15 protein-coding genes and 1 pseudogene are annotated in these 14799 nt (G+C 70.1%); 12 read left to right on the forward strand and 4 right to left on the reverse strand.

The genetic code is table 11. From position 1 onward, the window contains the following. Nucleotides 1-96 precede the first annotated feature (96 nt). The 5 genes from ACQP1K_RS03625 (at nucleotide 97) to ACQP1K_RS03645 (ending at nucleotide 4725) form a co-directional block, all read left to right on the forward strand. A complete protein-coding gene (locus tag ACQP1K_RS03625; RefSeq protein WP_433499450.1) occupies nucleotides 97-690 on the forward strand; it encodes a TetR/AcrR family transcriptional regulator in 594 nt (197 codons plus the stop codon). Nucleotides 691-767: 77 nt separating this feature from the next. Then, nucleotides 768-1955, forward strand: a complete 1188-nt coding sequence (locus ACQP1K_RS03630) for an aromatic ring-hydroxylating oxygenase subunit alpha (RefSeq protein ID WP_433499451.1) — start codon at nucleotides 768-770, stop codon at nucleotides 1953-1955. Nucleotides 1956-1965: 10 nt separating this feature from the next. Next, nucleotides 1966-2895 carry a 3-keto-5-aminohexanoate cleavage protein gene (locus ACQP1K_RS03635; RefSeq protein WP_433499452.1) on the forward strand — a complete coding sequence of 310 codons (930 nt, stop codon included), beginning with the start codon at nucleotides 1966-1968 and terminating at the stop codon, nucleotides 2893-2895. A 94-nt stretch (nucleotides 2896-2989) separates the two neighbouring features. Further along, nucleotides 2990-3964: a 3-hydroxyacyl-CoA dehydrogenase NAD-binding domain-containing protein gene (locus tag ACQP1K_RS03640; protein WP_433499453.1), complete on the forward strand. Its 975-nt coding sequence runs from the start codon at nucleotides 2990-2992 to the stop codon at nucleotides 3962-3964. Further along, on the forward strand, nucleotides 3952-4725 hold the full coding sequence (locus ACQP1K_RS03645) for a VOC family protein (RefSeq protein WP_433501475.1): 774 nt from the start codon (nucleotides 3952-3954) through the stop codon (nucleotides 4723-4725). The genes ACQP1K_RS03640 and ACQP1K_RS03645 overlap by 13 nt, the downstream gene beginning before the upstream one ends. A gap of 55 nt (nucleotides 4726-4780) precedes the next feature. Here the strand turns inward: ACQP1K_RS03645 and ACQP1K_RS03650 are convergent, their stop codons facing one another. Further along, complete coding sequence (locus tag ACQP1K_RS03650; protein WP_433499454.1) at nucleotides 4781-5872, reverse strand: M20 family metallopeptidase; 1092 nt, start codon at nucleotides 5870-5872, stop codon at nucleotides 4781-4783. Further along, complete coding sequence (locus ACQP1K_RS03655) at nucleotides 5869-6897, reverse strand: LacI family DNA-binding transcriptional regulator (RefSeq protein WP_433499455.1); 1029 nt, start codon at nucleotides 6895-6897, stop codon at nucleotides 5869-5871. The genes ACQP1K_RS03650 and ACQP1K_RS03655 overlap by 4 nt, the downstream gene beginning before the upstream one ends. A 225-nt stretch (nucleotides 6898-7122) precedes the next feature. On the opposite strand from ACQP1K_RS03655, the gene ACQP1K_RS03660 reads away from it, so the two are divergent. The 7 genes from ACQP1K_RS03660 to ACQP1K_RS03690 all read left to right on the forward strand — a co-directional run bounded on the left by ACQP1K_RS03660 (nucleotide 7123) and on the right by ACQP1K_RS03690 (nucleotide 13892). After that, a complete protein-coding gene (locus ACQP1K_RS03660; protein WP_433499456.1) occupies nucleotides 7123-8103 on the forward strand; it encodes a substrate-binding domain-containing protein in 981 nt (326 codons plus the stop codon). 17 nt (nucleotides 8104-8120) lie between these two features. Further along, nucleotides 8121-8921 carry an ATP-binding cassette domain-containing protein gene (locus tag ACQP1K_RS03665; protein WP_433499457.1) on the forward strand — a complete coding sequence of 267 codons (801 nt, stop codon included), beginning with the start codon at nucleotides 8121-8123 and terminating at the stop codon, nucleotides 8919-8921. Next, nucleotides 8918-9919: an ABC transporter permease gene (locus tag ACQP1K_RS03670; RefSeq protein WP_433499458.1), complete on the forward strand. Its 1002-nt coding sequence runs from the start codon at nucleotides 8918-8920 to the stop codon at nucleotides 9917-9919. The genes ACQP1K_RS03665 and ACQP1K_RS03670 overlap by 4 nt, the downstream gene beginning before the upstream one ends. Then, nucleotides 9916-10989, forward strand: coding sequence for a phosphotriesterase family protein (locus tag ACQP1K_RS03675; protein ID WP_433499459.1), 1074 nt, complete (start codon nucleotides 9916-9918; stop codon nucleotides 10987-10989). The genes ACQP1K_RS03670 and ACQP1K_RS03675 overlap by 4 nt, the downstream gene beginning before the upstream one ends. A gap of 34 nt (nucleotides 10990-11023) precedes the next feature. Beyond that, a complete protein-coding gene (locus ACQP1K_RS03680) occupies nucleotides 11024-11773 on the forward strand; it encodes a glutamine amidotransferase (RefSeq protein WP_433499460.1) in 750 nt (249 codons plus the stop codon). A 1-nt stretch (nucleotide 11774) separates the two neighbouring features. Beyond that, nucleotides 11775-12716, forward strand: a complete 942-nt coding sequence (locus ACQP1K_RS03685) for a nucleoside hydrolase (RefSeq protein ID WP_433499461.1) — start codon at nucleotides 11775-11777, stop codon at nucleotides 12714-12716. 228 nt (nucleotides 12717-12944) lie between these two features. Next, nucleotides 12945-13892, forward strand: a complete 948-nt coding sequence (locus ACQP1K_RS03690; protein ID WP_433499462.1) for a ribokinase — start codon at nucleotides 12945-12947, stop codon at nucleotides 13890-13892. Nucleotides 13893-13973: 81 nt separating this feature from the next. Here the strand turns inward: ACQP1K_RS03690 and ACQP1K_RS03695 are convergent. Both ACQP1K_RS03695 and ACQP1K_RS03700 read right to left on the reverse strand, forming a co-directional pair. Further along, nucleotides 13974-14120, reverse strand: a pseudogene (locus tag ACQP1K_RS03695) (PEP-utilizing enzyme); the annotation flags it as partial. Between the two features lie 71 nt (nucleotides 14121-14191). Beyond that, complete coding sequence (locus ACQP1K_RS03700) at nucleotides 14192-14524, reverse strand: cupin domain-containing protein (protein ID WP_433499463.1); 333 nt, start codon at nucleotides 14522-14524, stop codon at nucleotides 14192-14194. Nucleotides 14525-14799 lie beyond the last annotated feature (275 nt).

Below are 14799 nucleotides of genomic sequence, written 5' to 3' on the forward strand. Positions count from 1 at the left end.
CAGGGCATACCGGCCTTCGCCCGCGGCCTACGCCGGTGCCGTTCGGTCGAGGAGGCCGGACTCGCCGGCGAGCGTCCGCCACTAGTGTTGTGAGCTGTGAGTCTGAGGCCCGTGCGTGCGATGGACGCCGAAGAGAAGGTCGATCGGCAGGCGCGGATCCTCGACGCGGTGCTTCGGCTGCTGTCCCTGGAGGGCATATCCGGGGTCAGCATGCGTGCCGTCGCGCGCGCGGCCGGGGTGTCCCTGGGGCTGGTCAACTACTACTACGAGGACAAGACGAGCCTGATCCGAGCGGCCCTGCACCGCATCGAGGAGCAGGACGTCTCGCTGGTCGAGCCGGATCCCGCCCTGGAACCGGAAGAGCGGCTGCGCGCCGCGCTGAAGCGGGTGGCCGACCAGGAGTTCCTGACGACGGAGTATCTGTCCCTGCGTCTTCAGCTCTGGGCGCTCGCCCAAGCCCACGAGGACTTCGAGCGCATCAACACGGAGGCACAGGAGCGCTATCGAGCCGGGCTCGCCGACCTGATCGGTGCGGCCCGTCCCGGGTTGCCGCGGGGCGAGTGCGACAGGCGGGCCGCCGACATCAACGTCATCCAGAACGGTCTGTGGCTCACGGCCCTGCTGGGGCTCGACCACGCCTCGATCGGCAGGAGCGTCGCTCGGTGCGAGGAGATCGCTCTCGCCGAGTGATCGGTGGCGGCAGTGCGACTGAACGAACGTCCAGAAGGGCATTGAACGATCGTTCAAACGCTCGTATGCTCCCAACCATGGCACCTGTCACGATTGACGACGTACGCCGTGTCGGCACCGGTTTCCACAGGTCACCCGAACGATCGATGTCACTGCGGGCGGAGGCGTACACCGAGCCACGGTGGCTTGAGGCCGACATACGGGCGATCTTCGCCCGCACCTGGCAGTGGGTCTGTCATGTGGAGAAGCTCAAGTCGCCGGGCGGCTACGTGTCGGCCACCGTGGCCGGCATGCCGATCGCGATCGTCCGCGATCGCGATGGAGCGCTGCGCGCGTTCTACAACGTCTGCAAGCACCGTGCCCACGAGCTGCTCACGGGCTCCGGCACGACGCACAACATCGTCTGCCCCTACCATGCGTGGACCTACGGCCTGGACGGACGGCTGAAGGCGGCTCGTCGCGCCGACAGGATGGCGACCTTCGACAAGAGCGAGATCTGTCTCGACCAGGTGCAGGTGGAGGAGTTCGGGGGATTCGTCTACGTGAACCTGGACCCGGCCGCCGCTCCGCTGCGTGAGCAGGCCGGGGACCTGGCGGCCGAGATCGCCAGGTGGGCCCCCGACGTGGCCGGGCTGACCCACGCGAAGCGGCTGACCTACGACATCGCCTCCAACTGGAAGAACGTCATCGACAACTTCCTGGAGTGCTACCACTGCCACATCGCCCACAAGGAGTTCGTCGAGCTCGTCGACATGGACACCTACGAGGTGAAGACCCACGGCATCTGGTCGAGTCACTTCGCCGAGGCCGGCAAGGAGGAGAACGCCGCGTACGACGTCTCCGGCGCGTCGGTGACGCAGCACGCGGTGTGGTGGCTGTGGCCCAACACGTGTCTGCTGCGCTATCCCGGCCGCGGCAACTTCATGGTCTTGCAGGTCCTTCCGGCCGGTCCCGACCGCACCCTGGAGACCTGGGACTTCTACTTCGAGACGGCCGAGCTCATGGACGCCGAGGTGGAGGCGGTGCGGTACATCGACGAGGTGCTGCAGCAGCAGGACATCTCCATCGTGGAGAGCGTCCAGCGCGGCATGAGCACCCCGGCCTTCGACCAGGGCCGGATCGTCTACGACCCGGCCGGCTCCGGGCTGTCCGAGCACGGCGTGCATCACTTCCACGGCCTCGTCCTCGACGCCTACCGGTCATGGGTGGAAGCGACCGCCGCCGAGCGCGACCACGGGGACGCCGTCCCCGCCCGCACCGTCTAGAGGTACGGCCATGCCGAGGCCTGTCATCATCACCTGCGCGCCCACCGGCGGCATTCACACGCCGACGATGTCACCGCACCTGCCGGTGACGCCTGACGAGATCGCCGCCGCGTCCGTCGAGGCCGCGGAGGCGGGGGCGGCGATCATCCATCTCCACGCCCGCGACCCCGAGACCGGCCGGCCCGACCCGCGGCCCGAGCTGTTCCTGGACTTCATGCCGAAGATCAAGGACGCCTGCGACGCCGTCCTGAACGTCTCGACCGGCGGGGGACTCGGCATGACCCGCGAGGAGCGGCTCAGGGCCGCCGTCGCGACCTCTCCGGAAATGGCATCGCTGAACGTCGGCTCGTTGAACTTCGGGATCTTCCCGATGCTGCGGAAGCACTCGCAGTGGAAGCACGACTGGGAGCCGGCCTTCCTGGAGATGACGCGCGACTTCGTCTTCAAGAACACCTTCGCCGACCTGGAGTACGTCGTGAAGGAACTCGGCCACGGTCACGGGACCAGGTTCGAGTTCGAGTGTTACGACCTCGGCCACCTCTACAACCTGGCCTGGCTCATCGACCAGGGCTGGATCGAGCCGCCCTTCTTCGTGCAGATGGTCTTCGGCGTGCTCGGCGGTGTCGGCGCCGACCTCGACAATCTCCAGCACATGCACACGGTGGCGGACCGGCTGTTCGGGGACGACTACGAGTGGTCGGTGCTCGCCGCCGGCCGCCACCAGATGCCGTTCGCGACGCAGGCCGCCATGCTCGGCGGCAACCTGCGGGTGGGCATGGAGGACAGCCTGTTCATCGGACCCGGCGAGCTCACGACGTCGAACGCCGACCAGGTACGCAAGATCCGCGGCATCGTGGAGGCGCTCGGACATGAGGTCGCCACACCGGCACAGGCCCGCGAGCGGCTCGGTCTCAAGGGAGCCGACCATGTCACCTTCTGAGCTGTCGCCTTCCGGGGCTTCGTCCTCCGGAGTGCGGTCTCCTGGAGAGCCGTCTTCTGAAGTGCGGTCTTCTGAAGTGCGGTCTTCTGGCGTTGTGTCTTCCGCGCGCGCCTCGGCGCCCGTCGAGGTCACCCGGGTCGCCTCGCTCGGCGGGGGAGTGATCGGCCAGAGCTGGACCGCCCTGTTCCTGGCCGCGGGGAAGTCGGTCACGTTGTTCGATCCCGACCCGGCCGTGGAAGGGCGGGTCCGCCGCGCGGTGGAGACGGCGTGGCCGGCCCTGGTCGAGCTGGGTCTGACGACCCGGTCCGAGCCGGAAGGCGAACTGCTGGTGTGCGCCGACGCGCGTACGGCGGTGGCGGACGCCCAGTTCGTCCAGGAGAGCGTGCCCGAGCGGATCGAGCTCAAGCACCGGCTGTACGCCGAGATCGAACCCGCCCTCGCCGAGGACGCCGTCGTGGCATCGTCGGCGTCCGGCCTGACCCTCACGGAACTGCAGGCCGGCTGGGAGCGTCCGGACCGGTTCGTCCTCGGTCACCCGTTCAATCCGCCGCATCTGATCCCCCTCGTCGAGGTCATGGGCAACGATCGGACGGGTGCCGGCGTGGTCGACCTGGCCCGTGGCTTCTACGAGTCCGTCGGCAAGGTGACGATCGAGGTCAGGCGGGAAGTCCCCGGCCACGTCGCCAACCGGCTGCAGGCCGCCCTGTGGCGAGAGGTCGTCCACCTCGTCAACGAGGGCGTGGCATCCGTGGACGACATCGACACCGCCATCTCGTCCGGGCCGGGGCTGCGCTGGGCCGCCTGGGGGCCGACGACGCTGTTCCACCTCGGCGCCGGAGAGGGAGGCATCCGTGCCTTCTGTGAGCGGTACGCCGACAGCTTCAACCGCTGGTGGGACGACCTGGGTCACCCGCATCTGGACGAGGCCACCGCTGCCCGGCTGGCCGACGGCCTGGCGGTCGCCGGGTCCGGTGACCTCGATGCCCTGGCCGCGCAGCGCGACGCCATGATCGTGTCGGCCGTCCTGGCGGCCGGCCGCGTGAAAGGAGACACACCATCACCGGCGTAGCCCTCGACCACACGTCGTTCGCCGTCCACGACGCGATGAGCTGGGCCCGGCGCCTGCGGCGCGAGCTGGGCGCGACGCCGATCTTCGGTGAGCGGCTCGCGCAGTTCGGGTACCTGCTGCTCCACGTCGGCACCGCCGACGACGGTGCGAGATTGGAACTGCTGGAGCCGAGGGACGAGGGGTTCCTCACCCGCTTCCTGGGCTCCCGGGGCGAGGGTCCGCATCACATCACCTTCGTCGTACCGGACCTGCGCACGACCGCGGCGCGGGCCCGCGAGCTCGGCCTGACCGTCGTCGGCGAAGACTACGACCACCCGCCCTGGCGTGAGGCGTTCATCGCGCCCGACGCCAAGCACGGTGTGGTCATCCAACTCGCGGAGTCCGACCGGAGCTACCCGCCCGTCGACCAGCTGCTGTCGACTCGTGCCCGTGACGTCGAGAACCTCCCCAGCTCCCGGGGAGCCACCGAGCCCCTGTGGTGGACCCCGCTGTGGGAGACGGCACCGGGACCGGTCGCACGGCTGGGGACCACGCATCTGGGGTCGACGGACCTCGAGTTCTCCCGGCTCGTCTTCGGGGAACTGCTGGGGGCCCGGGTGACCGGAGACGACTCGGCGCTCGACCTGTCGTGGCCCGGCGGATCGGTCCGGGTGCACGCCTCGGACCGCCCGGGCGTGACCGGCATGAGCCTGCGCGGCGGTCCCGCCGACGGCATCGTGATCGGTCGTGCCCGGCTCGGTACGGAGGCGCTCAACCCGTAAGACCTGCCGGTTTCCCGGTTCGAACGTCGGCGGGACAGAGCCGGGCGGCCCCGCGTCAGGGGACGATTCCGGCCAGGGCGGTGGTGTAGATCTCGACGGCTTCTTCGATCCGGTGAATCAGGCAGTACTCATCGGTGACGTGCGCCTGCTCCGGTTCACCCGGACCGCAGATGACCGTCGGCGCCCCGCCGCATGCGGTGGCGAGGATCGAGGCGTCGGTGAAGTAGCTGGCCGCCGGCCGGTCGCCGGGCGCGCCCGCCCCCGCCTCGACCAGGGCCCGGACGAAGGGATCGTCCGGCTCCGTCCAGATCGCGGGAAGGTCCACGAGCACGTCGAGGGCCGCATCAGCGCCGAGTGCGGCCTGCAACCGCTCGCGTAGCCGTACGTGATCCTGGCCGGTGACGGTGCGCATGTCGATGGTCGCGGTGGCCAGGTCGGGCACGGAGTTCACGTTGATCCCGCCGTGCGCCGTTCCCACGTTCACGGTGGGCGGGCCCAGCCAGGGATGTTCGGGCACCCCGGTGTCGAACTTCTCGACGGCGCTGATCACACGGGCGAGCTTGTAGATCGCGTTGTCGCCCAGGTGGGGCATCGAGCCGTGTGCGGTTCTGCCCCGAGTGGTGGCCTCCAGCCAGAGCGCACCCTTGTGCCCGAGCAGCGCGCGGTTGGCGGTCGGCTCTGCCACCAGCAGGGCGCGTGACCTGCCCACCAGATCGGCGGCCGCCATCCCGGCCGCACCCTCGCACCCGGTTTCCTCGCCTGCGGTGAAGACCACTTCCAGGGCGACCTTCGGCCCGGTGGAGCGTACGTGCCGCTCGGCGGCGACCACCAGCGCGGCGACGCCGGCCTTCATGTCGCTCGAACCCCGACCGTACAGGCGATCTCCGTCGATCTCCGCGCTGTGCGGCGCATACCGCCACGCGCGGCCGCCCAGCGGCACCGTGTCGAGGTGTCCGGTCAGCGTCACCGGCTCCCCGGTCCCCCAGCGGGCGACCAGACCGGTACGGCCGGGAGCGTGCTCGTGCCGCCGTACGGCGAAACCGGCGTCCGACAGCCGCCTCGCGAGCGGCTCGGCCACCGCGGCCTCGTTCCCGCCCACCGAGTCGATCCTGATCAGCTCGCGTGTCAGCTCGACCGCCTCGTTCACACGGCCTCCCCTCCCGGTTTCCGGCCAGGTTCCGCTGGCGTTCCGTCCGGCACCGGCCGGCTGGTCTGCCGTACGACGAGACCGGGAGCGATCGCGATGCGCTGCGCGGGGCGGGGGTCGCCGGCTCTGACCTGGCCCAGCAGGCGCACCGCCTCCGCCGCCATCTCCTCCACCGGCTGGCGTACCGTGGTGAGCGGCGGGTCGCACATCGTCGCGTGCCCCACGTCGTCGAATCCGATCACGGACACGTGCTCGGGCACCCGAGTCCCGCCGATCCGCAGCGATCTCACCAGGCCCACGGCGATCTCGTCGTTTCCACAGACGACCGCGTCCGGCAGGGGGCCGCTGTCAAGGAGAGCGCGCCCGGCCTCGACGCCCCATTCGAGGGTGAACTCGCCCAGCAGCGGCGCCCGGGTCTCCACACCTGCCCTGGCCGCCGCGCGTTCGAACCCGCCCAGCCGCAACCGGGCGGAGGAGCTCACCAACCGGCTGCCCACGAAGATCACCGAGCGGGCCCCTCCCGCGACCACGTGATCGACCGCAAGGGACACCCCGGCCTCGTCGTCCACGCCCACCCAGTCGGCCCCGCCGCCCCCGATGTGGCGGTCGAGCTGCACCAGGGGCACCCGGCGGGTCGCGTCCAGCACCGCCGGAACGCTGGCCTCGATGTCGCACGGGCTGATGATCAGTCCGTCCACGCGCCGGGCCAGCAGGGTCTCCAGCCTTCGCGCCTCGACCTCCGGGCTGTACTGGGACGAGCACAGCAGCAGGTCCGTGCCGGAGTTCTGCAGCTCGCGCTCGACGGCTTCGACGATCGTGGTGAAGAACGGGTTGCCGATACCGGGAACGACCATGCCGATGGTGCCGGTGGTCTGGTCACGAAGCGCCTTGGCGACCGCGTTCGGCTGGTAGCCGAGCTCGGTGGCGGCGCGCGCCACCCGCTCGGCGATCTCAGGCGTGACCTTACGTCGTCCCGAGAGGGCACGGGAGGCCGAGGCCACGGAGACGCCGGCCGCTCGTGCCACGTCGTGAATCGTCACGCCCATCGTGTAATCGATTTCCCTTGATCTTTACCACCGATCGACCCAGTCGGCCTTCGGGATGCCACGACCACACCGAACGATAGAGGTTCCTTGGGGAACTCGCATCTTGACGCTTCATTTTTGGGCCTACTAGCATGCCCGAAACCTGGGTAATCGATTACCCGAACTTCCTCTCTCCTTCCCGCCCCCCCGAAAGGCTCATCTCCCATGGCGCGATCCCCGCGACTCACCCGCCTGGTGGCGGCGACGACGATCCTGGCCACCGGTCTGCTGGCTGCGGCCTGCGGCGGTTCAGACGACTCCGGCGCTTCTGGCGCCTCCGGCGGAGACCGGCCGAAGGTCGGACTGGTCCAGATCAACCAGCAGGCGATCTTCTTCAACGAGATGAACGCCGGCGCCCAGCAGGCGGCCGAGGAGGCGAACGTCGATCTCACGATCTTCAACGCCAACGACGACCCGGCCAAGCAGAACGAGGCCATCGACAACTTCGTCCAGCAGCAGTTCGACGCGGTCATCGTGGTCGCCATCGACGTCGAGGGCATCAAGCCCGCTGTGAAGATCGCCAAGGACGCCGGGATGAAGGTCGTCGCCGTGGACGCCATCGTCGACTCGCCCTCGGTGGACACCCAGGTGGGCGTGGACAACGCCGCTGCCGCCAAGCAGGCGGGCGAGTTCGTCAACAAGTGGGCTCAGGAGCAGGGCCTGACCGCGCCGAAGATCGGTGTGGTGGGGGCGCTGAACTCCTTCATCCAGAACATCCGCAAGGACGACTTCAACAAGACCGTCGAAGGCGCGGGCGCCGCGATCGTGCAGACCGTCGACGGGCAGAACAAGCAGGAAACCGCCATGACGGCAGCGGAGAACCTGCTCACCTCCCGTTCGGACCTGGACATCGTGTACGCCACGGGAGAGCCGGCACTTCTCGGCACGGTCGCCGCGGTGAAGTCGCAGAACGCGGCCGACCGGGTCAAGGTCTTCGGCTGGGACCTGACGAAGGAGGCCATCACCGGGATCGACGCCGGGTTCGTCGCCGGCGTGGTGCAGCAGGACCCGAAGACCGAGGGTTACGAGGCCGTCAAGGAGGCCGAGGCTCTTATCGGCGGCGCCCAGCCGAAGAAGCAGATCGACGTGCCCGTGACCATCGTGACCAAGGACAACGTCGACCCGTATCGCGCCACCTTCGAGTGAGCGGCGAAGGAACACGCATGACCGATCAGAAGGAGGGTCGCGTGGATCGGGTGGTCATGCGCGACATACGCAAACGCTACGGCATGGTCGACGCGCTGCGCGGCGTGACGCTGCGCGTCGGCCCGGGAGAGGTGGTCGGGCTCGTCGGCGACAACGCCGCCGGCAAGTCCACCCTCATGAAGGTGCTGGCCGGTGCCGTCGTGCCGGACTCCGGCGAGATCGTCTTCGACGGCCGGACGGTCTCTTTCGCCAACCCGAAAGACGCCCATGAACTGGGCATCGAGATGGTCTACCAGGACCTCGCCCTCTGCGACGACATCGACGTGGCCGGGAACCTGTTCCTCGGCAGGGAGCCGCGCAAGGCCGGCGGGATGCTGCTCGACGTGCGCAAGATGCACGCGGACGCACGTCGCCATCTGGACGCCCTGAAGATCAGGATCCCGCTGACGGACATTCCCGTCGGCGGGCTGTCCGGCGGCCAGCGCCAGGCGGTCGCCATCGCCCGGGCGGTGACCTTCGGCCCCAAGCTGCTCATTCTCGACGAGCCGACGGCGGCGCTCGCCGTCGCCGAGGTCGAGACCGTCCTCGAACTGATCAAGACGGTCTCGGCCCAGGGTGTCTCGGTGATCCTCATCACGCACCGTCTGCAGGATCTCTTCCGGGTCTGCGACCGGCTGTGCGTCATGTACGAGGGCACGCTTCGGGCCGACCTGGACGCCCGGAGCACCAGCCTCGAACGGCTCGTGTCCGAGATCGTCGCCCATGACACGGATGAGGTCGCCCATGGCACGGATGAGAAGGAGGGGAGACGACGGTGACCGTCACCAGTCAGCGGGTCGTGACCACCAGGTCGGCCCGGGCCAGCGCCCACATCGGCCGGCACGCGCAGACGATCGCGATCGCGGTCGTACTGGTGGTCCTACTGATCTTCTTCGCCTTCTCCGCCGATCGGTTCGCCACGACCGGCAACCTGCTCAACCTCATGCGGCAGATCGCCCCCACGCTGATCGTCGCGACCGCGATGACCTTCGTGATCGGCACCGCCGGCATCGATCTGTCGGTCGGCTCCACGGTCGCGCTGTCCGGGTCGCTGCTCGCGATCGTGCTGCAGAACGGGTGGGACCCCACGATCGCCCTGCTCGCGATCATCGCGCTCGGCGCGTTGGTCGGGTTCGTGAACGGGTGGTTCTCCTCCTATCAGCACATCCCGCCGTTCATCGTCACGCTCGCGATGCTGTCGATCATGCGTGGTACGGCGCTGCGCGCCACCGAGGGCTATTCGACCCCCATCGACGGGGACCTGTGGATCGTCCAGATCGGCCAGGGCCGCATCGCGGGGGTGCCCATCCCCGCGCTGCTCGCCGTGATCATCGCACTCGTCGGCTGGCTCGTCCTCACCCGCACGCCGTTCGGCCGCTACGTCATCGGCCTCGGCTCCAACGGCGAGTCGCTGCGCCGTGCCGGCGTGAACACACGGAAAGTCGGGCTGGCCGTCTACGTGCTCGCCGGCGCGGCGGCCGCGGTGGCGGGCGTGCTGATCGCCACCCGCCTCAGCTCCGGCTCGTCCAACGCGGGCTCCGGCTTCGAACTGGAGGTCATCACGGCCGTCGTGCTCGGCGGCACCAGCCTCTTCGGCGGCCGGGCGAGCATGCTCGGCACGATCCTCGGCGCCCTCACGCTCGGTGTGATCGCCAACGGTCTGGTGCTGCTGCACGTGTCGCCGTTCTACGTGCAGATCGTCCAGGGCGGCATCCTGTTGCTGGCCATCTTCGCCAACAGCAAGGTGTGGGCGAAGTTCGGGGCGATACGGAAATGACCTCCTCCGCCCCGCTCCCGGCCGTGACGACCGTGCTCGGGCGAGTCTCCCCCGACGATCTCGGGATCACGCTCTGCCACGAGCACCTGCGCAACGACGGCGCCCGTGCCTGGCACCCTCCGGCGGAGGGCGACGCCGAGGGCGACCTGATCGCGCGCGAGCCCGTGCGGATGGAGTTCCTCGGCAGGCTCCGCCAGGACCCGTACCTCTCCCGGGACAACGTGTCGCTGGACGACACGGAGACCGCGATCGACGAGGTCCGCAGGTTCGCGGAGCGCGGCGGGAACACGCTGCTGGAGGTGACCTCCGTCGGCATCGGGCGCGCGCCCGCCGAACTGGTCGCGATCGCCCGCGCCACCGGACTGAACATCGTCATGGGCTGCGGTTTCTACCTGGAGCGGACCCATCCCGATCGGGTCCGCCCGATGACCGCCGCTGACGTCGCCGACGAGATCGAGCACGACCTGACCGAGGGCGTGGGCACCGAGAGCGGAAGGGTGCGTGCCGGGGTGATCGGCGAGATCGGCGTCTCGCCGGACTTCACCCCCGAGGAGGAGAAGGTGCTCCGCGGCGCGGCACGGGCGCAGGCCCGCACCGGTGTCCCGCTCTCGGTCCACCTCCCCGGATGGGTACGGCACGGCCACCGCGTGCTCGACGTCATCGCCGAGGAGGGCGGCCGGCTCCCCGGCACCGTGCTCTCGCATCTGAACCCCGCCGGGGCGGACCGCGACTACCAGGTGTCCCTCGCCATGCGAGGCGCCTACCTCGGCTATGACATGTGCGGCATGGACTACCTCTATCCAGGCGAGGGCCAGTCCCCCTGCGATGAGGAGAACGCGGCCGCCGTGGCCTGGCTGGTCCGCGCCGGGCTGGGGCACCGCGTCCTGCTCTCCCAGGACGTGTTCCTGAAGACCATGCTCGTCCGGTACGGCGGGACCGGCTACGCCCACATCCTGACCCACTTCGTCCCCCGGCTGCACCGCCACGGGTTGACCGCCGACGACACGACCCGGCTGCTCGTGGGGAACCCGCGCGAGCTTTTCCTCGCCGCCGCGTGCGGCCACCGATGACACACACCAAGAGAACAAGAAGGAGACGATTTCCATGACCCGCGTGCTGGTCGCCGGCGAATCCTGGGTGAGCGTTTCGACCCACTACAAGGGCTTCGACTCGTTCACCTCGACCACGTACCACACCGGGATCGAACCGCTGCGGAACGCCCTGGTCGCCGACGGCATCGAAGTCGACCACCTTCCCGCGCACGACGTGCCCGCGCTGTTCCCCGGCACGCCCGAGGCGCTGGCCGCCTACGACGTGGTCGTGCTCTCCGACATCGGGGCCAACAGCATCCTGCTTCACCCGGACACGTGGCTGGCCAGCGAGAAGACCGTCAACCGGATCGAGCTGCTGGCCGACTGGGTGGAGCAGGGGGGCGGCCTCGCGATGGCCGGTGGCTACCTGAGCTTCCAGGGCTTCGAGGCGAAGGCCGCTTACGCCGGGACGGCGGTCGAACGGGTGCTCCCCGCCCGGATCTCCCGTTACGACGACCGCGTCGAGACCCCGCAGGGCGTGCCCGGCCTGCTCACCGGCGACACACACCCCATCGTGGCCGGGCTGCCCGCCCAGTGGCCCGGTCTGCTCGGCTACAACCGCTTCGCGCTGCCGGAGGACGCGACGCTGCTCGCCACCGTCGCCGGCGACCCCCTGCTCGCCGTACGGCAGGCCGGGGCCGGGCGCACGCTCGCCTGGGCCTCCGACATCGCGCCGCACTGGTGCCCGGACGAGTTCGTGACCTGGGACGGCTACCGCACGCTGTTCACCCGGGCGGTCCGCTGGCTGGCGAAGGAGATCTGACGTGCCGATTCCGGTGATCCTCGACTGCGACCCCGGCCATGACGACGCCATGGCCATCCTGCTCGCGGCGGCTCACCCGGCGATCGAGCTGCGCGCGGTCACGACGGTCGCGGGGAACCAGACGGTGGAGAAGACCGCGCTCAACGCACGGCGGATGCTGAGCCTGGCCGGCGTCACCGGGGTGCCGGTCGCGGCGGGCTGCGACCGGCCGCTGGCGGCGCCGCTGGAGATCGGCGACTACGTGCACGGGGAGAGCGGCCTGGACGGCCCGGCGTTCGGGGAACCGAGCGTTCCGCTCGACCCCCGCCACGGCGTGGACCTCATCCACGACACGCTGGCGGCGGCCGCCGAGCCGGTGACCGTGGTGGCGATCGGCCCGCTGACGAACATCGCCACGCTGCTGCGCCGCCATCCAGGCGACCGCGAGCGGATCAGGGAAGTCGTGATCATGGGGGGTTCGACGGATCGCGGCAACCACACGCCCTACGCGGAGTTCAACGTGTACGCCGATCCGGAGGCGGCGGCGGAGGTGCTCGACAGCGGCGTGCCGACGACGTGGGTCGGGCTCAACGTCAGCCACCAGGCGCTGGTGACCGCCGACGTGCTCGCCAGGATCGAGGCGCTCGGCACCCCGCTCGCCGGCGTCTGCGTGGAACTGCTCACGTTCTTCGGCTCCACCTATCACGAGACCTGGGGGTTCTCCGCCCCGCCGTTGCACGACCCGATCACCGTGGCGTACCTGATCGATCCCGCGGTCCTCACCTCCGAGCGGGTGGGTCTGCGTATCGAGTTGGACGGCCGGCACACCCGGGGAGCGACGGTGGCGGACCTGCACCGCCGCATGGGCTGGGAGCCCAACGCGAACGTCGGGATCGGGCTGGACAGGGATCGCTTCTGGGATCTCATGATCGGTGCGATCGAGGCGCTCGGCCAGGCCTCCTGAGATGTCGACCGCGGCGTACGGCAGGCCAGGCCGCTACGGCCTCGGGCCGGGCGCACCCGAGGCCCGCACCCGGGTTCATGCCTGGGGCCCGCGACCGGGGCGCGGCAGGACAGGGCGGCGGAGCGCGCCGACCACGATTCCGCCCGCGGCCGCCTCCCGGGGGACACCGCCGTACGCCGCGCCCTCGGTTCACCACTCCCCGAAAGACCTGAGACAGGAGGACCCGTCATGCGACCGCAAGGTGTCGCCGTCGTCGGGAGCGTCACCGTGGATGTCACCGCGTTCAGCCGTCGGCTGCCCCGCCGGGGAGAGACGGTTCTCGGTGACGACGTCACCCTGGTCCTCGGCGGGAAGGGCGCGAACCAGGCGGTCGCCGCCGCCCGCGCGGGAGCGCCCACGTGGCTGGTCGGCTGCGTCGGCGACGATCCGTTCCGCGAGATCGTGCTGTCGGCGCTGCGCTCCCAGGGGGTGGCCTCGTCGGAGATCCGCTCCGTCGGCAACCGCACCGGCGTCGCCCACATCAGAGTCGACGCGTCGGGCGAGAACGACATCGTCATGACCCCTCTCGCCAACTCCGACCTGAGCACGGACATGGTGGACGAGAGCATCCGGGCCGTGCGCGACAAGGCGAGCGTGCTCCTCCTCCAACTCGAGATCCGTACGGAGGTCGCCTGCCACGCCGCAGAGGCCGCCGCGCGGGCCGGCCTGACCGTGGTGCTCGATCCCGCGCCCGCGCAGCCGCTGCCTGACCGCGTCTGGCCGTACGTCGCCGTTGTGACCCCCAACGAGAGCGAGGCCGGCGCGCTCACCGGCGTGGAGGTCGTCGACGTCGAGTCCGCCGAGCGGGCCGCGGCCTGGTTCCTCGATCGCGGCGTGCGGCACGCGCTCATCACGCTCGGCGCGGCCGGCGCCCTGTCGGTCACCCCGGAACGTACCCGGCACTTTCCCGCATACCCCGTCGACCCCGTGGACACCACCGCCGCGGGTGACGCGTTCACCGGCGCGTTCGGCGCGGCCCTCGCCGCCGGTCTCGACACCGACACCGCCATCCGCCGGGGGATGGCCGCCGGAGCCCTGGCGACCACACTGCCCGGCGCCAGCCCATCGCTCCCGGACCGGAAGGCAGTGGACGAACTGGTCGACCGGCACGCCATCGTGGACGGGTCCGCCCCATGAACGTGGCAGACGACGCGACGGTTCAGGTGAGGAGCCGGACGCACCTGTTCGTTCCGTGACCGCGGATGCGCTGCCGTCCCGGATCACCCGGGCGGCCTGCTCCACACCCATGACGGCCGGCAGGTCGTACTCTCGCGCGATCATCGCCCCGCGCGTGACAAGGACGCCCACCTCCGTCATGAGTCCGGCGACGGTGACGAACAGGGGGCCCGGCCGGGGAGAGAGCAGGACACCTCATCGGTGGATGGTCCACAGCGGATCGGTGCGCCGGCCGGGCCGGTCGGCTGGTGGAAGGGAGCTCAGGGGCGCTTGGCCACGGTGAGCAGGAAGGCGGTGTCGTCCAGGGCCTCCACGCTGTGCCGTGCGGGAGGGATCACGAGCAGGTCGCCGGCCCGCCCTTCCTCGGACTCGCCCCCGGCGTGCAGCACGAGCCGCCCATGCAGGACGAGCAGCGTCGCCTCGCCCGGGCTGTCGTGCTCCGCGAGCTTGGTGCCCGCGGTCAGGGTCAGCAGGGTCTGGCGCAGAAGCTGCTCGCGCCCCCCGATGATGGTCTCCGCGCTGCGGCCGTTGGACGAGGTCGCGGCGCGCTTCAAGTTCTCCTGGACCAGCGGGTCCAGCGTCGTCTTCTGCATGGTCGCCAGTATGCCCGCCGAAGGCCGGCGCTCCGGAGACCCGTCGGCTCGATCACCGCGGGGAGGCCCGCGGCGCCGGCGTGGTCCCCGAGCAGAGCGACGGGCCGGGCGCCGGCGAGAATCCGCAGGCCGTGCAGGCCGGATGCCCGGCCTGCACGGCACATTACGACCACGCTGATCGCACCCGACGGGCGCCGGCACGACGGCACAGAGCCACGGATCCCCCCACTCTCTCCGTGATCTTGCACTTTCTCGCACACCCGCCCGGCCACCTC

Origin of the sequence: Sphaerimonospora sp. CA-214678 (assembly GCF_050942215.1) — a bacterium.
Classification (GTDB): Bacteria; Actinomycetota; Actinomycetes; order Streptosporangiales; family Streptosporangiaceae; genus Sphaerimonospora.

Coding starts and splice junctions, on each gene's coding strand:
- ACQP1K_RS03630 (WP_433499451.1), top strand. CDS start 768: ATGGCACCTGTCACGATTGACGACGTACGCCGTGTCGGCACCGGTTTC.
- ACQP1K_RS03635 (WP_433499452.1), top strand. CDS start 1,966: ATGCCGAGGCCTGTCATCATCACCTGCGCGCCCACCGGCGGCATTCAC.
- ACQP1K_RS03660 (WP_433499456.1), top strand. CDS start 7,123: ATGGCGCGATCCCCGCGACTCACCCGCCTGGTGGCGGCGACGACGATC.
- ACQP1K_RS03665 (WP_433499457.1), top strand. CDS start 8,121: ATGACCGATCAGAAGGAGGGTCGCGTGGATCGGGTGGTCATGCGCGAC.
- ACQP1K_RS03675 (WP_433499459.1), top strand. CDS start 9,916: ATGACCTCCTCCGCCCCGCTCCCGGCCGTGACGACCGTGCTCGGGCGA.
- ACQP1K_RS03680 (WP_433499460.1), top strand. CDS start 11,024: ATGACCCGCGTGCTGGTCGCCGGCGAATCCTGGGTGAGCGTTTCGACC.
- ACQP1K_RS03690 (WP_433499462.1), top strand. CDS start 12,945: ATGCGACCGCAAGGTGTCGCCGTCGTCGGGAGCGTCACCGTGGATGTC.
- ACQP1K_RS03700 (WP_433499463.1), bottom strand. CDS start 14,524: ATGCAGAAGACGACGCTGGACCCGCTGGTCCAGGAGAACTTGAAGCGC.